At 34.7% G+C, this 24172-nt stretch carries 21 protein-coding genes; 17 read left to right on the forward strand and 4 right to left on the reverse strand.

Translation table 11 applies throughout. From position 1 onward, the window contains the following. Positions 1 to 3: 3 nt before the first annotated feature. The 4 genes from BUA89_RS05100 to rimP all read right to left on the reverse strand — a co-directional run bounded on the left by BUA89_RS05100 (position 4) and on the right by rimP (position 7939). Positions 4 to 2799: a SusC/RagA family TonB-linked outer membrane protein gene (locus BUA89_RS05100; RefSeq protein ID WP_072953700.1), complete on the reverse strand. Its 2796-nt coding sequence runs from the start codon at positions 2797 to 2799 to the stop codon at positions 4 to 6. A gap of 298 nt (positions 2800 to 3097) precedes the next feature. Further along, complete coding sequence (gene infB / locus BUA89_RS05105) at positions 3098 to 6142, reverse strand: translation initiation factor IF-2 (protein WP_072953701.1); 3045 nt, start codon at positions 6140 to 6142, stop codon at positions 3098 to 3100. Positions 6143 to 6220: 78 nt separating this feature from the next. Further along, positions 6221 to 7456 carry a transcription termination factor NusA gene (nusA, locus tag BUA89_RS05110; RefSeq protein WP_072953703.1) on the reverse strand — a complete coding sequence of 412 codons (1236 nt, stop codon included), beginning with the start codon at positions 7454 to 7456 and terminating at the stop codon, positions 6221 to 6223. Positions 7457 to 7471: 15 nt separating this feature from the next. Next, the gene (rimP, locus tag BUA89_RS05115) at positions 7472 to 7939 is read right to left on the reverse strand and encodes a ribosome assembly cofactor RimP (protein WP_072953705.1); all 468 of its coding nucleotides are present in this window, start codon (positions 7937 to 7939) and stop codon (positions 7472 to 7474) included. A gap of 376 nt (positions 7940 to 8315) precedes the next feature. Here rimP and BUA89_RS05120 point away from each other — a divergent pair, with 376 nt between their 5' ends. The 17 genes from BUA89_RS05120 (at position 8316) to rffA (ending at position 24169) form a co-directional block, all read left to right on the forward strand. After that, the gene (locus tag BUA89_RS05120) at positions 8316 to 9626 is read left to right on the forward strand and encodes a UDP-glucose dehydrogenase family protein (RefSeq protein WP_072954287.1); all 1311 of its coding nucleotides are present in this window, start codon (positions 8316 to 8318) and stop codon (positions 9624 to 9626) included. 61 nt (positions 9627 to 9687) lie between these two features. Then, the gene (gene rfbB / locus BUA89_RS05125; protein ID WP_072953707.1) at positions 9688 to 10767 is read left to right on the forward strand and encodes a dTDP-glucose 4,6-dehydratase; all 1080 of its coding nucleotides are present in this window, start codon (positions 9688 to 9690) and stop codon (positions 10765 to 10767) included. A 16-nt stretch (positions 10768 to 10783) separates the two neighbouring features. Beyond that, complete coding sequence (rfbA, locus tag BUA89_RS05130; RefSeq protein WP_072953709.1) at positions 10784 to 11647, forward strand: glucose-1-phosphate thymidylyltransferase RfbA; 864 nt, start codon at positions 10784 to 10786, stop codon at positions 11645 to 11647. A 162-nt stretch (positions 11648 to 11809) separates the two neighbouring features. Beyond that, the gene (locus BUA89_RS05135) at positions 11810 to 12652 is read left to right on the forward strand and encodes an ABC transporter permease (protein WP_072953711.1); all 843 of its coding nucleotides are present in this window, start codon (positions 11810 to 11812) and stop codon (positions 12650 to 12652) included. Continuing rightward, positions 12652 to 13845 (forward strand): ABC transporter ATP-binding protein, encoded by a 1194-nt coding sequence (locus BUA89_RS05140; protein WP_072953713.1) that lies wholly within the window; start codon positions 12652 to 12654, stop codon positions 13843 to 13845. The genes BUA89_RS05135 and BUA89_RS05140 overlap by 1 nt, the downstream gene beginning before the upstream one ends. A 9-nt stretch (positions 13846 to 13854) precedes the next feature. Continuing rightward, positions 13855 to 14937 (forward strand): DegT/DnrJ/EryC1/StrS family aminotransferase, encoded by a 1083-nt coding sequence (locus BUA89_RS05145; RefSeq protein WP_072953715.1) that lies wholly within the window; start codon positions 13855 to 13857, stop codon positions 14935 to 14937. Positions 14938 to 14939: 2 nt separating this feature from the next. Then, positions 14940 to 15572 (forward strand): acetyltransferase, encoded by a 633-nt coding sequence (locus BUA89_RS05150; protein ID WP_072953717.1) that lies wholly within the window; start codon positions 14940 to 14942, stop codon positions 15570 to 15572. Beyond that, entirely contained in the window at positions 15569 to 16438 is an 870-nt protein-coding gene (locus BUA89_RS05155; protein ID WP_083531609.1) for a glycosyltransferase family 2 protein, read from the forward strand. The genes BUA89_RS05150 and BUA89_RS05155 overlap by 4 nt, the downstream gene beginning before the upstream one ends. A gap of 71 nt (positions 16439 to 16509) precedes the next feature. Next, on the forward strand, positions 16510 to 17424 hold the full coding sequence (locus BUA89_RS05160; protein WP_072953721.1) for a glycosyltransferase family 2 protein: 915 nt from the start codon (positions 16510 to 16512) through the stop codon (positions 17422 to 17424). Beyond that, a complete protein-coding gene (locus BUA89_RS05165; protein WP_072953723.1) occupies positions 17414 to 18229 on the forward strand; it encodes a glycosyltransferase family 2 protein in 816 nt (271 codons plus the stop codon). The genes BUA89_RS05160 and BUA89_RS05165 overlap by 11 nt, the downstream gene beginning before the upstream one ends. Continuing rightward, the gene (locus tag BUA89_RS05170; RefSeq protein ID WP_072953725.1) at positions 18229 to 19110 is read left to right on the forward strand and encodes a glycosyltransferase; all 882 of its coding nucleotides are present in this window, start codon (positions 18229 to 18231) and stop codon (positions 19108 to 19110) included. The genes BUA89_RS05165 and BUA89_RS05170 overlap by 1 nt, the downstream gene beginning before the upstream one ends. A gap of 6 nt (positions 19111 to 19116) precedes the next feature. Further along, complete coding sequence (locus BUA89_RS05175; protein ID WP_072953727.1) at positions 19117 to 19785, forward strand: NAD-dependent epimerase/dehydratase family protein; 669 nt, start codon at positions 19117 to 19119, stop codon at positions 19783 to 19785. Positions 19786 to 19794: 9 nt separating this feature from the next. Then, positions 19795 to 20715, forward strand: a complete 921-nt coding sequence (locus BUA89_RS05180) for a glycosyltransferase family 2 protein (RefSeq protein ID WP_072953728.1) — start codon at positions 19795 to 19797, stop codon at positions 20713 to 20715. 78 nt (positions 20716 to 20793) lie between these two features. Continuing rightward, positions 20794 to 21723, forward strand: coding sequence for a glycosyltransferase family 2 protein (locus BUA89_RS05185; protein ID WP_072953730.1), 930 nt, complete (start codon positions 20794 to 20796; stop codon positions 21721 to 21723). Continuing rightward, positions 21716 to 22414, forward strand: a complete 699-nt coding sequence (locus BUA89_RS05190) for a WbqC family protein (RefSeq protein ID WP_072953732.1) — start codon at positions 21716 to 21718, stop codon at positions 22412 to 22414. Before BUA89_RS05185 ends, BUA89_RS05190 begins: the two co-directional genes overlap by 8 nt. Then, positions 22411 to 23040, forward strand: a complete 630-nt coding sequence (locus tag BUA89_RS05195) for an acetyltransferase (protein WP_072953734.1) — start codon at positions 22411 to 22413, stop codon at positions 23038 to 23040. Before BUA89_RS05190 ends, BUA89_RS05195 begins: the two co-directional genes overlap by 4 nt. 4 nt (positions 23041 to 23044) lie before the next feature. Next, complete coding sequence (gene rffA, locus BUA89_RS05200) at positions 23045 to 24169, forward strand: dTDP-4-amino-4,6-dideoxygalactose transaminase (protein ID WP_072953735.1); 1125 nt, start codon at positions 23045 to 23047, stop codon at positions 24167 to 24169. The last annotated feature ends 3 nt before the right edge of the window (positions 24170 to 24172 follow it).

Here is a 24172-nt window from a genome sequence, read left to right on the forward strand (position 1 = left end):
TTATTAAAAATTAACTTGTAATCCTAAAAGGAATGTTCTAGTTGTTGGATAGTTATAAAGACTAATAGCTCCTGGAATAAATGTTCCGTTATTAACTTGAGTTTCTGAAGCTACAGCAACTTCTGGATCTCCAGTAAATTTAGTCCATAGTGCTAAGTTTTGACCTGATCCATAAACTCTTACACTACTTAGTGGTAGATTACCTAGGATTTTCTTATCAAATGTATACCCTAACTCTAATGATCTAAATCTAATAAAATCCGTTTTTTGTAAAAATGCATCTGTAGTTTCAAATCCATTAACCGTTGGAGCTGGTAAAACATTTGTATCACCTGGATTTTTCCAATAATTAAAAGCAGCAGTACTTAAATTTTGATTGTAAGCTGAAAAGTCAACTAAGTTTTGAGCCATGATATTATAATTATATCCTCCTGTTTGAAAAGAGAAATCTGCATTTAAATCAAATCCTTTATATCTAAATGTTGTTCCAAACCCACCATAGGCATTTGGTAATGTCGATTTTCCATTTAAGAATTGAGCATCGCTTGAGCTATATACATTAGTTATAGAACCGTCTGGTCTATAATATAAAGCTTCTCCTGTTTGAGTATCTACCCCAGCGCTCTTTACCATTTTGAAAGTTGTTGGCTCCATCCCAATACTCATAAATGTATATCCATCCAGATTTAACTGAGTAGCTGTACCATATAAACTTTTTACTTGATATTTAAGCATTGAAATATTACCTCTTACAGACCAATCAAAATCCGCACTTTTTATTATTTCGACATTTAACTCAGATTCTAAACCTTTAATTTCAATATTACCAGCATTTGTAATACTTGAGAAAAGATATCCACCTCCCTCATATTGTGTACTTGGAATTGCATATAAGAAATCTTTTCTATCATCCTTAAATACCTCAGTGGTAAGTTTAATCCTATTTTTAAACATTGAAATATCTACTCCTAAGTTTTGTGATGTCTTAGACTCCCATTTTAAATCTTTATTACCAACAAAATTTGAAGGTCCAGAAGTTGGATCTGCTCCGTAATCTCCAGATACTATTGAAATAAGATTTTGATAATCGGCTAAAGATGCTACGTTTCCTGTTGTACCTATACTATATCTGAATTTAATATCATTAAAAAACGGCACATTAAAGAATGATTCTTTTGCTAAATTCCAAGCAATTGAAGCAGACCAGAAGTTCCCATATTTGTTATTAGCACCAAGTCTAGAATTCCCATCTCTTCTTATTGATCCAGATAATAAATATCTACCTGCGTAATTATAGTCAACAACTCCTAACATACTTACATATCTTGTGGATGTTGTTGCTCCAGTAATTGCAAAAGGTGTCGCAGCCGAACCGATGTCTGTTACATCTGGGCCTAACATTACTCTTTTAGTTCCAGACAAACTTCCAAATTCTTCTTGGCTATATTCAAAAGCTGCAACAGCACCGATTTTATGTTGTCCAAATGACTTACTAAAATCTAATCTATTATTAAATACATATGTCCAAAAATCAGATCTAGTATCTCTGATACTTCCATCCGGATAGCCATAAACTGCTGCAATATCTGATCCTTTCTTTACAACATATTTATTTTTTCTAAGATCATAGATATTTCCAAAAGTTGACTTAAAAGTCAAACCTTTAAAAAATTCATATGTCCCAGATATCTGAGCATTAAATCTTGTTCTCCAATCTGTAGTAAGTTCATTCCTTCTAAGATCTATTGGATTTATAGAATTTGTTGTTGGATTAAAACTACCATCCGAATCATAAATTGTTTCATATGGATTCAGAGTATATATTGAATAAAACGGACTTAAAGCATTGTATGAAAACCTTTGATCTTGAGTTTTTGTATTTACTATACCAAAATCAAATCCCATCTTTAGTTTATCAGTAATTTTTTGATCAAAATTAAATCTTGCATTATACCTTTTAAATCCGTCAAGTTCCTGTAATATTCCTGAATCTGAATCGTAACCTAATGATACAAAGTAAGAATTGGTTTCACTTCCTCCTCTAATCGATAGATTATGATATTGTATCGTAGAATTTCTTAAAATATCTTTTGACCAATCATGATCATTTGCTAACAGGAGTGCTGCTTCTTCAGATGTATATACTGGATTAGGATTTATACCTAAACCTGACATTTCGTTCTCATATTGTATTTTTTGAGAAGTATTCATCATCGTAAAGTTCTTATCTTTTGGTTTGAAAGCAAATCCAAATCTCGTATCATAAACAATTGATGGCTTACCTGACTTACCTCTTTTAGTAGTTACAACAATAACTCCGTTTGCAGCTCTTGCCCCATAAACAGCAGTAGAAGCTGCATCTTTTAGCTCTGTAACAGATTCTATATCTGATGCAGGTATTGCATTAAATTGACGTTGAGTCATATAAATACCATCAACAACAAAAAGAGGATCTGAAGCTCCCAAAACTGAAGAAACATTAACAGCACCTCTAATTCTAATTGATCCTGGTTCCCCCGGCTTACCCGAATTTGTTGAAACTTGCAGACCAGACATTTTACCCTGCAACATATTCGTAATTCCAGTACTTGACGCTGACATTCTTGTAAGTTCTTCACCCCCAACTACAGAAACAGCCTGAGTAATTTCTTCTTTTTTCTTTTTTTGTACCCCAACTAATACAACTTCTTCAATCTGTTTAACCTTTGTAGTCGTATCTCTTTTAACAGTCTGAGCATTTATAGATTGTCCAGTAAAAAATAGAACACCTACTGTCAATACACATAATTTCACATTCATATTAACAAATTTTAATATTTAAGAAAGCAAATATGTTAATAAATAATAACATTAACAAATTTTTAACTATCGCTAAATAACTTTATTATAATATTTTTAGCTTAATTTACAACGTGATGCATAATTCATTTAAAAGAGTTCAGCTGATTACAATTTTAATTTCAAATATTTTAATAAAACGAAATAACTTTAACAACACTTTGATAATATTTGAAATATTATTTAAAAACATTCTAAATTAAATATAAAAAGACCACTCTATTAAGAGTGGTCTTTTATTTACATCAAAAAAGTAGAGTTATTTCAACTTTTTCTTAACAGCAACCTCTTCGTATACTTCAAGAATGTCACCTTGTTCAATATCGTTGTAACCTTTCAGGTTCAATCCACATTCGTAACCTTTCGTTACTTCTTTTACATCATCTTTGAAACGCTTTAAACTTTCAAGCTCTCCGTCGAATTTCACGATACCGTCTCTTAGTAGTCTTACTTTCGACTGTCTTGTTACTTTTCCGGTAAGAACCATACAACCTGCAATCGTTCCAACTTTAGAAATTTTGAATACCTCACGAATTTCCACGTTACCGATTACCTGTTCCTGAATTTCCGGAGAAAGCATTCCCTCCATCGCTTCTTTCACTTCATCGATGGCTTTATAGATTACAGAATAGGTTCTGATTTCGATTTCTTCACGGTCTGCAAGATCTTTAGCATTTGCTCCAGCTCTTACGTTAAATCCGATAATAATCGCATCTGATGCTGCCGCCAAGTTGATATCAGATTCTGTGATCTGCCCAACACCTGAGTGAAGGATTTTCACGCTGATTTCCTCTGTTGATAATCTCTGTAACTGATCAGAAAGTGCTTCCACAGAACCATCCACGTCACCTTTAAGGATAATGTTCAATTCCTTGAATTCACCCAAAGCAATACGTCTACCCAATTCTTCAAGCGTCGTATGCTTCTTAGTTCTGATTGATAATTCTCTCTGTAATTGCTCTCTCTTGTTTGCAATAGCCTTACCTTCACTTTCGTCGGCATAGACACGGAATTTATCACCTGCTGTAGGCGCTCCGTCTAAACCTAAAATTGTTGCCGGAATTGATGGACCTGCCTCTGCAAGGTTCTTCCCTCTTTCATCAAGCAAAGCTTTTACTTTACCGTGATTTTTACCAGCTACTACATAATCTCCAACTCTTAAAGTTCCTGTCTGTACCAACATGGTTGCCACATACCCTCTACCTTTATCTAAAGATGCTTCGATTACAACTCCGTTTGCTGCTCTGTTAGGATTCGCTTTTAATTCAAGCATTTCTGCCTGCAATAATACTTTCTCTAATAAAAGATCCATATTATTACCCATTTTGGCTGAAATTTCCTGAGCCTGTACATTACCTCCCCACTCTTCTACTAGAATATTCATTCCGGAAAGTTGCTGACGGATGTTATCAGGATTTGCATTCGGTTTATCAACCTTGTTGATGGCAATGATCATCGGTACTCCTGCAGCCTGCGCGTGAGAGATTGCTTCTTTCGTTTGAGGCATAACGTCATCATCGGCAGCAATTACAATAATTGCAATATCCGTAACCTGTGCACCTCTCGCTCTCATCGCGGTAAAGGCCTCGTGACCCGGCGTATCTAAGAATGTAATTCTCTGACCGTTTTCCAGTTTCACGTTATAAGCACCAATGTGCTGTGTAATACCTCCTGATTCACCGGCAATAACGTTAGTTTTTCTGATGTAATCCAATAAGGAAGTCTTACCGTGGTCTACGTGACCCATTACTGTTACAATCGGAGCTCTTGGAAGAAGATCTTCTTCGTTATCGATTTCGTCTTCTGCATCTGTATCTTCAAGATCCGCATCAGAGAACTCAATTTTATATCCGAACTCATCAGCTACCAATAATAAGGTATCGGCTTCCAATCTTTGGTTCATGGTAACCATTACTCCTAATGAGAAACAAGCAGAAATTACTTCTGTAGGAGAAACATTCATTAAACTTGCCAATTCACCAACAGTGATGAATTCCGTTACTTTTAATGTTCTGTCTGCTGCATCAATTTCTTGCTGACGCTCGTCTTGTTCTCTACGGAAGTTTCTCTTATCTTTTCTGTGTTTAGCAGATTTAGATTTACCTCCTTTATTCGTTAATTTTTCAAGGGTTTCCTTGATCTGGTTTTTAACTTGTTCGTCAGTTAATTCAACAGGCATTGTTCTTTGACCAGGTCTGTTACCTCCTTGTCCGCCTCTGTTGAATCCACCTCTGTTACCTCCTTGTCCACCTTGACCCTGAGGACGGTTTCCTTGGTTGTTGCCAAAACGGTTTCCACCTCCTTGACCTCCTTGTCCACCCTGACCTTGAGGACGGTTTCCACCTTGTCCGCCACCTTGGTTGTTGCCAAAACGGTTTCCGCCTTGTCCACCTTGTCCCTGGTTACGGTTTCCACCTTGTCCACCTTGACCTTGAGGGCGGTTTTGTCCACCTTGATTGTTATTTCCTCCTTGCTGATTATTGTTTCCACCTTGTTGGTTGTTACCTCCTCCAGGTTTCTCAATTCTCTTTCTTTTCTTCTTAGCTCCGGCTCCTTGTTTAGGGGCAAACTGAGTTAGGTCGATTTTTTCACCAACAATTTTAGGACCGTCCAGTTTTTGGTAAACTGTTTCGATTTTTTGAGGTTCCTGAGATTCTTCCTCAGTTTTTGCCGGCTCAGCAGCTTTTACCTCAGCTGGTTTTGCAGGTGCCTGAACTGGTGTTTCAGCAACCGGCTTTGGAGTTTCTTTTACAGATTCCACAGGTTTTTCTATAGGTTTTTCCTCTTCTTTTTTCTCCTCCAATTTTGGTTTGTCTTTTTTTACGGGTCTGTTTCTAGACTCGATTTGAGACAAATCTATTTTATCCAGAACTTTGAATTCCTGTTTCTCAGGAGTTGCTTTTACTTCAGGAGCAGGGGCAACTTCTTCTTTCTTCTCTTCTACCACAGGTTCCGGTTTTGGAGCAGGAGTTTCTTCAATTTCAGGTTTTTTAGGCTCTAAGTCTATTTTACCTAAAATTTTAGTTTCTGGCTTGTTTGCTTTAGCTCTTATTACTTCAGGGGTTTTCTTTTCCTCAATTTCCAGTTTTTCTTCCGGAACTTTTGTGATCACCACCTCATGGGAAGCCTTTCTTTGTTCGCCGTCCTTGGCAAACTCAGCCTCCAATGCAGAATATGCCGCTTCTTCCAATTGAGCGTTAGGATTGCTTTCAACCTCGATACCCTTAGCTTGTAAAAATTCTACTAATCTGGACATCGAAATATTGAATTCCTTAACCGCTTTATTTAATCTAATTTTTGGCATCTATATTATTTACTGTTTTTTAATTCTTAAAATTAAAGTATTTCTTTTTTACTGTTTATTAAAATTTATTTAAAAATCTTAATCTTCAAATTCTTCTCTCAGAATACGTTTCACCTCTTCAATTGTTTCCTCTTCAAGATCAACCATATTCAGTAAGCTCTCAGTTTCTTTATCCAGAACCGATTTTGCAGTAGTAAGACCTACTTTCTTAAATTCATCCAAAATCCACTGCTCGATATCATCATTGAATTCTCTTAATTCAACATCATCATCTTCGCTGGACTCTCTGTGTACATCAATTTCATAACCTGACAACCAAGAAGCAAGTCTGATATTCTGACCTTGTTTTCCGATTACTTTAGAAATCTCTTCAACCGGCGTATATACTAATGCGTAAGTACTGTCCTCGTTGATGTCAATTTTATTGATGGTAACATTTCCTAAAGCTCTCTTCACCAAAATCTCAGGGTTTTTCGACCACTGAATAACATCGATGTTCTCATTTTTCAACTCTCTTACCACTCCGTGAATTCTCGAACCTTTCACACCCACACAAGCTCCTACAGGATCGATTCTGTCGTCGTAAGCATCCACTGCGATCTTTGCCTTCTCACCAGGAATTCTCACTACCTTTTTCAAGATAATGGTTCCGTCCTGAATTTCAGGAATTTCCAGCTCTAATAATTTCTCCAAGAATTTAGGCGCAGTTCTGGAAATAATAATCTGTGGTTTTGAACCCTTGAAATCTACTGTTTCAACAATAGCTCTGATATTCTCACCCTTTTTAAAGAAATCCGACGGAATCTGATTTTCTTTAGGCAAAATGAATTCGTTCCCTTCATCATCCAACAAAATCACGTGCTTGTGACGGATATGGTGGATCTCTCCTACTACAATCTCCCCGATTTTATCTTTAAACTGCTCGTACAACATTGCATTGTTGTGTTCCTGCAATTTCGTAGCCAAAATCTGCTTCAAAGTAAGGATATTTCTTCTCCCCAACTGGGCAACAGGAATTTCCATTGTAAAGTCTTCACCTACTTCGAAAGTAGGGTCGATTTTCTTGGCTTCAGAGATCTCAATTTCCAAATCATCATCTTCCGACATTTCGTCTTCTACGATTGTTTTATTTAAAAATATCTGAAAATCTCCTTTATCAGGGTTTACAATCACATCGAAGTGGTCATCCGAATCGTACCTTTTTCTCAAAAGTGTCTTCAGTGAATCTTCAATAATTGCCATAAGATCAATCTTACTGATCCCTTTTTCGTCTTTAAAATCACCAAAGGATTCAATCAACGCTATATTGTCCATTTTTTCTTTTTTCTTTTAAAATTTAATTGTTACTAATGCTTTCTTAATCTCAGAGTACGGAATTTCTTTTTCCTCCTCCACATCTACTTTCCCCTTCCCGATATCTTTCGGCTTGCGGTAACGCAGAATAAGCGTGATCTTTTCTTCATCTACTTTTGCTAATTCACCTTCAATTTTTTCTGAGTCATTCAGTAAAACTTCAATTTCTCTTCCTAAATTCTTAGCAAACTGTCTCGGAGTTGCCAAAGGCTCGCTCAATCCTGCAGACATTACCTGAAGGCTGAAATCGTGCTCCTCACGATCCATATTGAATTCTATGGCACGGCTTGCATCCAGACAATCCTGTAAAGAAACCCCGTTGTCGCCATCTAAAATCACTGTGATGTCATCCCCTGCAGAAAATTTTAAATCAATAAGAAATAAATCTTTTCTGGTCTCAAGGAATTCATTTAATAATTCTTCAATTCTTTTTCTAAACTCCATACGTTATTTAAAATCTTGATTTACCGTACGAAAAAAGGCTTTCTTCCGAAGGCCTTCCCATGTTTTTCCGTAAATCCACTGCAAATATACAACTTTTTTATAAAACATCCAAATAAGACTCATAATCAGCTTAATAACTTATATATTTTCATAAATCATAAAAAAGCAAAAGAATAATATATTTGGCAACAATATACTCGATTTACTTAATCGAATACAACGAAACCTCCATTAACTGTACTTTTTTTCATTTTAATACAATTAAAAGTATTAATCAAACCATGGTATTATATTAAATTTCATTTACACTCAAGTTAAAAGCTTTGGTGATGGTATTTTTACTATTTTTGTGATTAAATTTTTAAAAACATACATTTTGAATATTACTATTGTAGGAACAGGCTATGTAGGATTGGTTACAGGAACTACCCTGGCAGAGCTTGGCAATTCAGTATACTGTGTGGATATTGATGAGAAAAAAGTAGAAGGCATGAAAAACGGCGTAGTTCCCATCTATGAGCCGAATCTTGAAGAGATGTTTCTGAGAAATATTCAGGCAGAAAGATTGTTTTTCACAACCGATTTAAAAGAAGCATTAGATAAAAGCGAAGTTATTTACTTAGCTTTACCCACTCCTCCTGGAGAAGACGGCTCGGCAGACCTTTCTTATGTACTGAAAGTAGCTAACGACATCGGAGAAATGATGACGGGATACAAAGTCGTTGTGAATAAAAGTACTGTTCCGGTAGGTACAGCCGACAAAGTAAGAGAAGTTATTGCCTCTAAAACGCAAATCCCTTTTGACGTAGTTTCTAACCCTGAATTTTTAAGAGAAGGGTTTGCCGTGGACGATTCTATGAATCCTGCAAGAGTAGTTGTAGGATCCAGTTCTGACAAGGCTAAAGATATTATGGCTAAAATTTATCAGCCTTTTACCAATACAGGGATTCCGATTATTTTCATGGACGAAAAATCGTCTGAGTTAACGAAATATGCAGCCAACTCATTCTTAGCCGTAAAGATTACATTTATGAATGAGATTGCCAACTATTGTGAAAAAGTAGGCGCAGACGTGGATAAAGTAAGATTAGGGATGGGAAGTGACGACAGAATTGGCCAACGATTTTTGTTTCCGGGAATCGGATACGGAGGAAGCTGTTTCCCGAAAGACGTGAAGGCATTGATAAAATCCGGAAAGCAGGAAGATTTTAATTTTCAGATCTTAGAAGCAACTGAAAACGTAAATATAGCCCAGAAAGTAATCCTTGTTTCTGAAATTGAAAAATATTTCGGTGGAAATCTTGAAGGAAAGACGATCGCCATGTGGGGATTGGCCTTCAAAGCGAATACTGACGATATCCGTGAAGCATCTTCATTAGACAATATCGCATTACTTTTAGAAAAAGGAGCCAAAATCGTTGCATATGATGCCGTTGCAGAAAACAATGTTCAAAAACTTTTAGGAGACAAGATTCAATATGCGAAAAGCATGTATGAAGCACTTGAAAATGCAGACGCCTTATTCATTGCTACAGAATGGTCGGAATTTAAAAATCCTAATTTTGAATTAATGGCTCAGAAAATGAATAACAAGGCTATTTTCGACGGAAGAAACATGTACCCACTGGAAATTCCCGAACAAAACGGTTTTTATTATAAGAGTATTGGCCGTAAAACCATTCAGTAAGAATCAAGTTAAGAGTAAAAAAAATACAACAATTAGCAAACGCTAAAAGTATATTATAAATATGAAAAATATTATTATCACCGGAGGAGCCGGCTTTATTGGATCACACGTTGTAAGAGAGTTTGTAAAAAACAATCCTGAAACAACGATCATCAATCTTGACGCGCTTACTTACGCCGGAAACCTTGAAAACTTAAAGGACATTGAAAATGAGCCTAATTATGTTTTCGAAAAAGCCGATATCACAAAACCTGAAGAACTAAGAAAAGTATTCGAAAAATATAATCCGGACGCCGTTGTACATTTAGCTGCAGAAAGCCATGTGGACAGAAGCATTACCGATCCGATGGCATTCATCAATACAAACGTAAACGGCACTGCCAACCTTTTGAATCTTTGCAAAGAATTCTGGACGTTAAATCCGGATCATACTCACGGAAGATTTCCGGACGAAAAAAGAACCAACCTTTTTTATCATGTTTCCACAGACGAAGTGTATGGAAGCTTAGGAGAAACCGGTTTTTTCTTAGAAACTACGGCTTATGATCCGCAATCTCCATATTCAGCTTCAAAAGCGGCTTCTGATCATTTGGTAAGAGCTTACGGAAATACCTATGGAATGCCTTTCATTATTTCAAACTGCTCTAACAACTACGGACCGAATCACTTCCCCGAAAAACTGATTCCTCTTTGTATTTCAAATATCATCAATGAAAGACCTTTGCCGATATACGGTGACGGAAAGTATACGAGAGACTGGTTATTTGTCATCGACCACGCCAAAGGAATCCACCAGATTTTCAATGAAGCTAAAACCGGAGAAACTTACAATATCGGAGGTTTCAACGAATGGCAGAATATTGATTTGGTAAAAGAACTAATCAAGCAAATGGATGCAAAACTAGGAAGAGAAGAAGGTTACTCTGAGAAATTAATCACTTTTGTAAAAGACAGACCCGGTCATGATAAACGTTACGCTATCGATGCTACAAAGCTGAACTCTGATCTTGGATGGAAACCCTCTGTAACTTTCGAGGAAGGTTTAGGAAAAACCATCGACTGGTATCTGGAAAACAAAGAATGGCTGGAAAATGTAACCAGTGGAGATTATCAGAAATATTACGAAAAACAATACAATTAATAACACACAAGAATAGATGAAAGGTATAATTTTAGCCGGAGGTTCCGGAACAAGACTTTACCCTCTTACGATCGCCGTGAGCAAGCAATTAATGCCTGTTTACGACAAGCCAATGATCTACTATCCGCTGTCTACCTTATTACTGGCAGGGATTAAAGATATTTTAATTATCACGACTCCACATGATCAGGCTGGGTTCGTTAAGCTTTTAGGTGACGGATCACAAATCGGCTGTAATATCGAGTATGTAGTTCAGCCAAGTCCGGATGGTCTTGCACAGGCATTCATTTTAGGAGATCAATTCATTGGGAATGATGCGGCAGCATTGGTTTTGGGGGATAATATTTTCTACGGTTCAGAAATGGGAACTTTATTGAAAAACAAAACAAATCCTGATGGAGGAGTAGTTTTCGCCTATCACGTTTCAGACCCTGAAAGATATGGTGTTGTAGAATTTGATGATGATTTAAAAGCCGTTTCTATTGAAGAAAAACCCTTACAGCCAAAATCAAATTATGCCGTTCCGGGACTCTATTTCTATGACAATGATGTGGTAGATATTGCGAAAAATATTAAACCGTCCCACAGAGGCGAGCTTGAAATCACTGACGTGAATAATGTATACCTTCAAAATGGGAAACTTGAAGTGGGTGTTTTGGACAGAGGAACTGCATGGCTGGATACCGGAACATTCGACTCCCTTAACGACGCTTCAGAATTTGTACGAGTAATTGAAAAAAGACAGGGTTTCAAAATCGGATGTATTGAAGAAATAGCCTTCAGAAACAAATTCATTAACGAAGAGAAATTACTGGAAACCGCTACCAAATATGGAAAAAGCGGGTATGGTGAGTACCTTAAGCAACTAATCAACAAATAATTCAAATATTTTGATATTATAGAAACTATTGGCTTTTATAGTCAATAGTTTTTGTTAATTACACTAAAGATTAATATATTAGTTTCTAATTTCAATGTATGAAGAATTATTCACACAACAGAATAACGAAATTAATTATCATAAATTTGAAAAAAATCTACTTTGAAAACCGTAGTATACACATCTGACAAAAAAACACATTTTTTTCAAGAACTTAAATTCATTTACAGGGATATTAAATCGTCTAACTTTTTAGCCTATCAAATGACTAAAAGAGATATACAGTCTCAACATAGGCAATCTCTGTTAGGTTTTTTCTGGATACTGGCTCCCGTAATTGTCAATTCCTTAATCTGGCTATTTTTAAATGGTTCAGGAGTTGTGAGTGTAAATTCGCCAGGAGGAATACCTTACCCTGTTTTTGTGATATTGGGTACAACAATATGGAATATTTTTGCCGAAGCATTACAAAGCCCTATAAACTCAGTAAATGCAGGAAGAGCAATCATTTCCAAAATTAATTTTCCAAAAGAAGCATTATTAATGAAAGGATTGTACACTACTTTTTTTAATTTAACGATAAAAATGATTCCTGCTGTTGCTATTTTGATAATATATCAGATTGCACCATCATGGAGTTTACTTCTTTTTCCTTTTTATATTATTGCTTTAACAGTCTTTGCTTTTACCATTGGGCTCATTATTACTCCATTAGGATTAATCTATACCGATATAAGTAAAGTATTAACCACAGGTATTCCTTTTTTAATGTACCTAACCCCGGTAGTATATGCTGTTCCTAAAATGGGTATTTTTAAATTCTTGTTTAAATTAAATCCTTTAACATATATTATCAATGATACCCGAAATACATTGGTAGGTATGGAAGCACAGTCTCTGTTATTTACAGTGATCTTAACAGCGATTAGCCTTATTGTTTTATTAATAGGCTTAGTGATTTTCAGGAAATCGATGCCGATAGTAATAGAAAAAATTGCAGGATAATGAAAGATAAAGAGGTATTAGTATCAGCACAGAACGTATCAAAAAAATTCAGTAAAAATCTGAAGAGTTCACTTAAATATGGAGCTTCGGATATCATCCGCAGTACCCTGGGCTTAAAAGTAAATAAAGATTTGCGTCCCCAGGAATTTTGGGCCGTTCAAGACGTAAGCTTTGAGCTGAGGAGAGGCGAATGTATCGGGCTGATTGGTCACAACGGTGCCGGAAAATCTACCCTCTTAAAAGTTTTGAACGGATTATATGCTCCCGACAAAGGGCAAATTGTAATGAAAGGTAAAATTGGCGCTCTTATCGAATTAGGTGCGGGCTTCAATCCTATACTTACAGGAAGAGAAAATATTTATAACAATGCTTCCATTTTAGGATTTACCAGAAAGGAGGTTGAAGAAAAAATAGAATCAATCATTGATTTTTCAGAAATAAGAGATTTTATAGATACACCAGTGCAAAACTATTCTTCCGGAATGAAGGTTCGTTTAGGTTTTGCCGTTGCTGCCCATTTAGAACCTGATATTTTAATTATTGACGAAGTACTGGCAGTAGGTGACTTAGGATTTGTTTTGAAGTGTTTTAGTAAAATAGACGAATTACTTCCTTATACCGCTGTTATCTTTGTTTCGCACAGTATGCCTATGGTATCCAGAATATGCAATGAAATCATTTTGATGGATCATGGTAAGGTTGAATACCAAGGAAAAGAAATAGGAAAAGGAGTACAACTGTATTATAATAAATTTTCCAACAACAGCCAAAATACGGTGTATAATAGCCAAACTTTCGAACTTATTTCCGCAAAATCGGATCTTGTAAATAACGAAATACGGCGGCATCAAGATTTTAATCTCACTTTTGAGTTCAAAATTAATAAGCCTATTGAAGAACTGCCTCTGTTATACTTGGAATTTAAGGATAAAGAGCAGAAACCAATTGCAGGAATTACTGTTAAAGAATATAAAGAAGACGTAAATAAAGGCAACAGATTGATTTATAAAACAACAATCAAAAATCCACTTTTCACTTTAGGAAAATATATTCTTGATGTAGGATTATATGAGGCAGCTACAGAATCACCCCATCTTCGAATTAACAATATTATTGAATTTACAGTGGGGGGTGAAAAAGAACAGTGGATACCTTTCGAGCTTGATAGTGAAAATATCATAACTTTACATTAAAATTTATTTATGATTCCCGTGACACAACCTTTTCTTCCGCCTCAGGAAGAATATCAAAAATATATAGACGGTATCTGGAAAAGAAACTGGTTAACCAATATGGGGCCCCTAGCAAGTCAATTAGAGATGGAGCTTAAAGATCATCTCAATGTACAGCACTTGCTTTTTGTCACCAACGGAACTGTTGCTATCCAAATGGCTATAAAAGCATTGGAAGTCTCTGGTGAGGTAATTACAACTCCATTTTCTTTTATTGCAACCACAAGTTCAATTGTCTGGGAAGGATGTACTCCTGTTTTTGTGGATATCGACTCTAAAAGTCTATGCATTGATCCCAAAAAAATAGAGGAAGCAATCACAGAAAAAACAAGTGCAATTCTCGCTACTCATGTTTATGGAAACCCATGTGATGTAGAAGCCATTGATGCGATAGCTAAAAAACATAATCTAAAAGTGATCTACGATGCGGCACACGCTTTCGGAGTAGAAGTAAATGGAAGATCTATCTTTGATTATGGTGATGTTTCAACCTGTTCTTTACACGCAACCAAACTCTACCATAGTGTTGAAGGTGGTTTACTAATCACTAAAGATCCGGAACTGCTGAAAAAGCTGGCCTACATTAGAAATTTTGGGATTTCAGGATTTGATTCCTTTGCAGAATTGGGGCTTAATGGGAAAAACTCCGAGTTTCATGCAGCAATGGGACTTGTAAATCTGAAATATATCTCTGAAATTTCTGAAAAAAGAACAGCATTAGCTAATCTTTATGATGAAAAGCTTAAAAATTTAAAAGCGGTACAACCATTTTGGCATTCTAAGGCAAATAATAATCATGCGTACTATCCGGTAATTTTAGAAAGTGAGGAATTACTCCTTAAACTTAAAACAGAGATGGATAAGCAGGAAATTTTTACAAGAAGATATTTTTACCCAAGTCTTGCTTCCGCTTTACCCTATCTTCCTAAGGTGGAATTGCCGGTTACCGAAGATATTGCGAAAAGAGTTCTTTGCCTTCCTTTTTACTACGATCTTACTTTTGAAGAAGTGGAACTTATAGCTCGCATAATGTTAAGAACACAAAATAATTAATTATGCTGATCGTAGGTGCTAAAGGTTTTGCCAAAGAAATTCTCGAAATATGTCATCAGAAAAATGAACTGAAAGATTTAGTTTTTTATGATGACGTAAACGAAAATGCAGATCTACTTTATGAAAAATTTCCTATTCTTAAAAATATGGAAAAGGCAGAACATTATTTTAGAACTGTCGATAAAAGATTTACTTTAGGAATTGGAAATCCATATTTAAGAAAGAAATTAGCTGATAAATTTATCCATATTCGTGGAGAACTTTCTTCCACAATTAGCTCAAAAGCAGATATCGGATCTTACGGAATAAAAATAGGGGAAGGTGCAAATATTTTAGATGGAGTAAAAATTTCCAATGATGTAACCATCGGAAAGGCATCTATTATTTATTATAATTCAATTGTAACTCATGATGTTACCATTGGCGATTTTGTAGAAATTTCTCCGGATGTCAAAATATTAGGAAGAGTAACAATTGGAAACTTTTGCCAGCTTGGCTCCGGCACAATTATACTGCCCGATATAACGATTGGGAATCATGTAATAATAGGTGCTGGAACGGTCGTTACTAAAGATTTGCCGGATCATTGTACCGCAGTAGGTGTCCCTTCAAAAATTATAAAACAGAGCCAATGATGAAACCTTTAGTAAGTGTGGTGATGATCACCTACGGTCATGAAAAGTATATTGAGGAAAGCATTAACGGAGTGTTGTCTCAAGTATTAGACGCTGAGATTGAACTTCTCATTTCCGATGATTGTTCTCCCGACAATACTGAAATTATTGTAAAAAAAATAATAGACACTCATCCAAACGGCTCTTGGATAAAATATATTAGACATACCGAAAATAAAGGAGCTATTCCTAATTTTGCATGGACAATATCTCAATCAACCGGAAAATATGTTGCTTTATGTGAGGGTGATGACTACTGGACAGATCCTTTAAAGCTGAAAAAGCAGGTCGATTTTTTAGAGAGAAATGAAGACTATATTCTTTGTTTCCATAAAGTCAAAATACTGAAAACCGATGGAGTAATTGTTGAAGATTTTATTACAAAAATTCCAGAAAACTATGAACTTAGAAAAACCTTAGCCGAAAATTCGAATTATATTCATACCCCGAGTGTATTATTCAGAAATATCAAATTAAATGAGCTTAATAGTTTAGAATTTCAAAATACTCCTATTGGTGATTACTTTTTATATCTGATTCTAACAAAGTATGGTAAAATTGGATATTTGGAAGATGAAATGTGTGTGTATAGATATGGTGTTGGAATTTTCAGCTCACTAGACGAATTTAAACAATTAAAAATCAATTCGTTACTTTATGCCAATCTATACTCTCTTGAAAAAGACCCAAATATAAAAGCAATATTTTATAAAAATCTATACAATATAATTTCTCAAATTGAACATCAATATATCGTCAATGCCAAATTATTAGCAACTAGAAGACATAAGATGATTGAAAAGATCTACAAAAAACTAAAAAAATAATATTCTAAATATAAAACAAAATTATAGTAAGATTTGATTACAAAGTATTGTTTAAAACTTAATAAAAGATTTTGAATAAACAAAATAAGCTCGCCATAGTAATCCCCTATTACAAAATAGATTTTTTTGAAAAAACAATACAGTCTATTGCTTCGCAAAGCAATAAAAATTTCGCGTTATATATAGGTAATGATGCAAGTTCTGAAAATCCGCTCCCAATCATAAAAAAACATTTTACACCGGAAAAATATCATTATTTTGAGTATACGAATAATTTAGGAGGCAAAAATTTAGCACTACAATGGGAAAGAGTCTTAGAAAATGTAAAAGAAGATTGGTTTCAGATTCTTGGTGATGATGATACCATTTCGGAAAACTTCGTAGAAGAATTTTATAAAAATCTTCACACTGCAGAAGATAAAAGTATATCTGTTATAAAATTTTCTCATCAATGGATCAATGATAGGGATGAAATACTTGAAGATTTTAATTATCCTTTTAAAGAAATAAGTGCAACGGACTTTTTTATAAAAAAATATAACAACGAAATCAGAAGCAGTTTATCCGAAAATATTTTCAAGAGATCGTTTTATTTACAGTACAAGTTTGAAAAACTGCCTTTAGCATGGGGAAGTGATGATCTTGCCATACTTTCATTTTCAGACTTCAAAAAAATACTTTACGTCAATAGTACAAAAGTAAAAGTAAGAATTTCCGAAGCGAGTATTTCCGGATCAGAAAGTAATTTAGAGGAAAAATTAAAAGCCGATCACGAATTAAAAAGAATACTCATTATAAAATATGCCGACCGTTTTAATTATCAATTTATCGATTCAGTTATAGAAAGTTATCTTTACCATTGTTATATTAAAAATTATAATTTAGATGCTCGAATTATTTTTTATTATCTAAGAAAATTAAAGCCCATAAAGTTCCTAAAAGCCTTAAAACAAATATATTACATTAGAAAAAAACATGCATCCTAAAATTTCAATCGTTGTTCCTGCATATAATCAGGCTGAATATCTTGATGAATGTTTGCAGTCTGTAATGTACCAAACTTATACAGATTGGGAATGTATCATTATTGATGATGGCTCCACAGACCACACAAAAGAAGTGGCTCAAACCTGGACGCAGAAGGATTCAAGATTCAAATATCTTGCAAAAATAAATGGCGGGGTATCTTCAGCCAGAAATTTAGGAATAGAAAATGCATCAGCAACATGGATCTTGCCACTGGATGGTGATGATAAGATAGCATCAGAATATTTAGAGCTTGCTTCCGGAGAGTTTCATAAAAATCCGGATGTTATTTACTGCAAAGCAGCTTTCTTCGGCAATGTGAATGACGATTTCATTCTCGATGATTTTTCTTACGAACAGTTACTTTTAAACAATCTTATTTTTTGTTCAGGATTCTTTAAAAAGGAAGCTTGGCAAAAAACAGAAGGCTATGATGAAAAACTTATCCATGGTTTTGAAGATTGGGATTTCTGGATTGAACTTTTAAAAAATTCTGAAAAAAAAGTAACACGTTTAGATTATTTAGGATTTTATTATCGTAGAAAAGATTCTTCCAGAGATGTCAACATTAATAAAAATCTACAACAAAAAGAAGAGGCTTTTAATTATATCTTCAATAAACATCAAAAAGAATATTACAGAATTTATGGAAATTTTTTCGATCTGGTAAAACAAAACAAAAAACTTAAAGAAGATAACAGGAAACTTACAGCTGCTGTAAACGAATCTATTTTAAAAAAAATAATTAGAAAAATTAGAAAATAATGCTTTCCATTATCATTTCATCCTATCAAAAACATTACTTTGATCAGCTTACTAAAAATATTAGCGAGACAATCGGAGATGGTTTTCAGTATGAGATTATCCAGATATGGAATCCGAATTTGATGAGTATTACAAAGGCCTATAATTCTGGCGCAGAGCAAGCAAAGTTCGAGAATCTTCTGTTTCTTCATGAAGATTTGATTTTTCATACACAAAATTGGGGTAGTCTTTTAATAGATCACATCAACCAAGAAAGTACCGGCATAATAGGAGTTGCAGGATCTTCATACGTTCCCCACGCTCCTTCGAGCTGGACTGTGGCAGAGAAATATAATTTTGTGAATATCCTGCAGGGAAATAAAAAAAATACCGATTACACTACCATCACTTCAGCAAATAAACTTCGAACTAAAGTTTTTGCTATTGACGGCGTTTTTTTAGCAGTTGCTAAAGAGCATTACAAGAAAATTCTATTTGACGAAGATGTATCCGGATTTCATGGCTATGATCTGGATTTTAGCTTGAGAGCTTCAGAAAAATTTGATAATTATATTATTAACAATATTCTTGTACAACATTTTTCTTCCGGAAATCTTGACAAGACGTGGCTGGATGCCAATATTCGCATTAAAGAAAAATTAAAAGCAACTTTTCACAAGAATTTTGATTCTGAAGTTGAGAAAAACGTTTTCCTTAGCTTTTTATATAAATATTTTAGCTATTACCCTGTTAATCTCAAAAACTTACTGTTCACTTTTAGGTTTTATCCATCAGGAAAGTTGAGTTTTGCTGATAAAAAACTTATTTTTAAAAAATATTTTAACTATCTGAGCTATGCATCAAGTATTAATAAAAAGATAAACCATTCACAAAAAGATTAAAAATTTATGATAGTTGGTTCTGGCCTTGTCGCAAATTCACTAAAAAACATAGACTCCGAAGATATTTTATTCTTTGCTTCGGGAGTTTCCAATTCCCTGGAAACAAGAAGTTCAGAATTTGAAAGAGAATTTTCACTTTTAAAAAATAGTATTAAGGCTAATAGCACAAGCAAGCTGGTATATTTTTCTACCTTAAGTGTAAACGACCAATCTAAGCAGGACAGCCAGTATGTTTTGCACAAACTGCATATTGAAGATTATATTAAAAACAATTGTGACAATTACCTGATCCTGAGAATCGGAAATATCGTAGGAAATGGCGGAAATCCGAATACTTTGTTTAATTTTCTGAAAAATCAGATTACAAATAACATTCAGTTTAAAGTGCATAACAAAGCAAGAAGGCTTTTACTGGATATTGATGATATTGCAAAATTTTTATACACCAACTGTATCGACACAAAGAATAAAACACTTAATTTCGCTTATCCCTATTATTATGATTTAAAAGAAATTATCGATGCTATCCAGCAACAGATAAAGAAAGATGCAGATTATACCGAATCTGAGGAAGGAGACTTTTACAAAGTGGAATTTGATGAAACCACAAATATTTTTTTTGAAGGAATAAATTCAGATCAATATTTAAAGACTTTAGCTGAAAAATATATTTAATAAACACACATGCCTAAAATTTATTTCATTATCGTTACTTATAATGCCATGAAATGGGCAGAGAAATGCTTTACCAGCCTTAGAAAATCTTCTGTTCCTGTACATTGTATTGTTATTGATAATGGTTCCACAGACGGTACCCAAGATTATATAAAAAGTCATTTTCCTGAAGTGTCTTTCCTACAGTCTGAAAAAAACTTAGGATTCGGAAAAGCCAACAACATTGGAATAGAACAGGCTTATAAAGAAGGTGCCGATTTTGTTTACTTAATGAATCAGGATGCCTGGCTCTACGAAGATAGCCTTGAAAAACTTTTGAACGTTTACAATTCTCATCAAAATAAAGAAGAAATCGGAATTATAAGCCCGATGCATATTGACGGAACAGAGAAAAAGCTGGATATTTTTTTGGATAAATACATCTCTTATACCTGTGATAAGACCAGACTGATTTCCGACCTGTATTTTCAGACCTTGAAACCTGCCTACGAGCTTGATTTTGTAAACGCAGCCCATTGGTTAATGCCCAAAAGCACAATAGAAATTGTGGGTGGTTTTAATCCCTTCTTTTTTCATTATGGTGAAGACAATGAATATGTTAACAGGCTGCATTATCATAAAAAGAAAATCCTGCTGGTTCCTTCAAGCAAAGTTGTGCATGACGGCAAACAGTCTCTGGATAAAGTAGATTATACCAAATACAAAGATCTTTCAATAGAAACAAAAATCCTGAATCCAAATTTCCCAAACGCTTTACAGCAGGAAAAGAAAGCTTTACTTCAAAGTATTTTTAAAAATTTTCTTACAGGAAATATAAGTAAGGCAAAAAAACACTACAAAAGTTATAACAGCATCAAGAAAAACACAGCCGAATTAATAAAAATTAAAGAAAAAATAACAAATGATGCACATTGTTTTCTCGATCTATAAGAAAAAAGGATTATTTTTATCATTCAAAATGTGGTAGATTGAAAAAAATGAAAAAAACTTTATTGTCCCTAAACATTCATGATTAGTATTGTAAGTCCTGTTTATCGCGCAGAGAAAATATTACCCCTTCTGGTTTCCGAGATTTCAAAAGTTGCTGAAAAGATTGGCGAAGATTATGAAATCATTCTTGTTGACGACCGCAGCCCCGATAATTCCTGGGAAGTAATGAAATCCCTTGCAAAAGTAAATCCCAAGCTTCAAGTATACAGGCTGAGCCGTAATTTCGGACAGCACCCAACCATTATGGCCGGTTTAAGCAAAACAAAAGGTGATTGGATTGTGGTGATGGATTGTGATATGCAGGATCAGCCAAAGGAAATAGAAAAGCTTTATAACAAAGCCATTGAGGGCTATGATATGGTACAGGCTAAGCGAAAAGAAAGAAAAGATAACTTTATAAAAAAAATTTCTTCTCAGTATTTCATTAAAACGTTCAACTATCTTACCGACATGAAGGTGAATGATGAGGTCGCTAATTTTGGAATCTACCATAGGAAAGTTATAAACAGTATTTTATCTGTCAATGATTATATCAAGGCCTTCCCGCTTTTTGTGAATTGGGTTGGTTTTAATCGCTATGAAGTAAATGTGGAACATAATGAAAGGTTCGAAGGTAAAAGTAACTACAGCTTTGCAAAACTTCTTTCTTTGGCATTTAATATTATTGTTTCTTTTTCTAATAAACCTTTAAAAATATGTGTAAGCTTTGGAGGAAGTATATCTTTGCTTTCCATTTTTGTTGGCATATTCTTTTTGGTTCAGACTCTTCGTGGTAAAATTACAGAACCAGGCTATAGCTCCCTGATTTTATCCATCTGGTTTTTGTCCGGAGCCATTATCTGCTGTATTGGGATTGTGGGTTTATATGTCGGAAAAACTTTCGACGAAGTGAAAAACCGACCTGTATATATTATTGATGAAGAAATAAAACACAATAACGATGAATAAAATACTTATCCTTCAGTCCAACTATATTCCATGGAAGGGCTATTTTGATCTCATCAATGCCAGCGATGTCTTTGTTGTGTATGATGATATGCAATACACCAAAGGAGACTGGAGAAACAGAAACATGATAAAAACGGATAAAGGCCTGAAATGGCTCACGATACCCGTTGAAAAAATATCTCTACATCAAAAGATCAACGAGACAAAAGTTGTTTCCAATAAATGGAATCTGGCTCATTGGGAAACCTTAAAACAAAATTATAAGGGTGCAAAATGCTTTGCTGAGGTAAAAGATTTTGTACAGTCATTATACGTTAATGCAACTCAGGAATATCTTACAGATGTAAACATCTATTTCCTGGATAAACTTTGTGACTTTTTGGATATCGATTTCAATATCAGATCATCTAAAGAATTCAACTTGGTGGAGGACAGAACCCAAAGACTTGTGGACATCTGTAAAAACCTTAATGGAAATGAATATATTTCCGGACCTGCAGCCAGGGTATATATGAACGAAGACCTGTTTAAAGAGGCAGACATCAATGTTCATTTTTTCGATTATTCAGGCTATCCGGAATATGCTCAGCTTCACTCACCTTTTGAGCATGGCGTTACAATTTTAGATTTAATTTTTAATGAAGGGGCCAACGCCAAAAACTTTCTAAAAACCAAATCTTTACAAAAATGAAAACACTTGCCATAATCGGGTCGGGCGAATTGGGAATGCAGATTGCCAACTTTGCCGTTCAGGACAACCATTATCAAAAAGTTGTATTTTTTGACGATTTTGAGCATAATACCGAAAAGAATGGATATCAGGTATTAGGAGCTACTGATAAAATTAATCAGGCTTTCGAAGAGAAAAAATTTGATGAGTTGATGATTGGTATCGGCTATAATCACTTGGAAAAAAGGAAAGAGATTTATTTACAATTCAAAAATGATATTCCTTTCGGAAACATGATCCATTCAACAACAATTAAAGATATCACCAGCAAAATAATGCCGGGAACTGTTATTTATCCCGGAACCATTTTAGATAAAAATGTGGTAATCTCTGAAAATTGCCTTCTAAATTTAGGATGCGTTATTGCACATGACAGTACAATCGGAGACCATTCTTTTTTGGCTCCTGCGGTAAAAATTGCAGGATTTGTAACAGTGGGCGAGAAATGCTTTTTAGGAATCAACTCCACAATTATAGATAATAAAAAAATCACAAATGATGTTAAACTTGGCGGTGGAAGCACAGTAACAAAAGATATTGACGAGCCCGGAACGTATGTTGGCAGCCCCGCAAGAAAAATAAAATAACCACATGATCCCATTCAATAAACCTTACCTTACAGGAAAAGAAACAAAATATATCGAAGAAGCCGTAGCCACCGGAAAAATTTCCGGAAACGGTCTTTTCACCCAAAAATGTCAGCAGTTTTTTGAGGATACTTATGGCTTCAAAAAAGTATTGCTCACCACTTCCTGCACCGATGCACTGGAGATGTGTGCTATTCTGGCAGATATTAATGCCGGGGACGAAATAATTGTTCCCAGCTACACCTTTGTATCTTCAGCTCTGCCTTTTGTACGGCAAAATGCCCATATTGTTTTTGCAGATTCTTATCCCGACAATCCTAATATTGATGCGAATACAATAGAGAATTTAGTTACAGAAAAAACAAAAGCGATCGTTGTTGTTCATTATGCGGGAATTGCCTGTGATATGGAAAAAATTCTTGAGATTGCAGAAAAATACAACCTCATCGTGATTGAAGATGCGGCTCAGGCCATCGACAGTTTCTACACCTTCAAAGACGGAACAAAAAAAGCATTGGGAAGCATTGGCCATTTGGGAGCATTTTCTTTTCATGAAACTAAAAATATAATTGCCGGAGAGGGAGGCATGCTGACGATTAATGATGAAAAGTTTATCAACAGAGCCGAAATTATCTGGGAAAAAGGAACCAACCGTTCTATGTTTTTCCGCGGAGAAATCAATAAATATGGATGGGTAGATACCGGTTCTTCATTTTTACCCAGTGAAATTATTTCAGCTTTTCTGTGGGCTCAGTTAGAAAATATCAATCCTATTCAGGAAAAAAGATTAGCGATATGGAACAGATATTTTGAAGGTCTTAAAGATTGTAAAAACATCACTTTACCTGTTATCCCCGATTATGCGACCAATAATGCGCACATGTTCTATATTGTTTGTAAGGATTTAGATTCCAGAACGGCGCTTATTAAAAAACTGAAAGAAAATGACGTTTTGGCTGTATTCCATTATTTATCATTGCATAAAAGTGAGTTTTATACCCAGAAACATAAAAACGGTGCACTTCACAATTCAGATCATTTTGAAGAATGCCTGCTAAGGCTTCCTTTTTATTTTGAACTGACAGAAGCCCAACAGCAAAAAATAATTAATACAATTAATGAGTTTTAAAGT

This window comes from Chryseobacterium arachidis (genome assembly GCF_900129245.1).
GTDB classification, from domain to species: domain Bacteria; phylum Bacteroidota; class Bacteroidia; order Flavobacteriales; family Weeksellaceae; genus Chryseobacterium; species Chryseobacterium arachidis.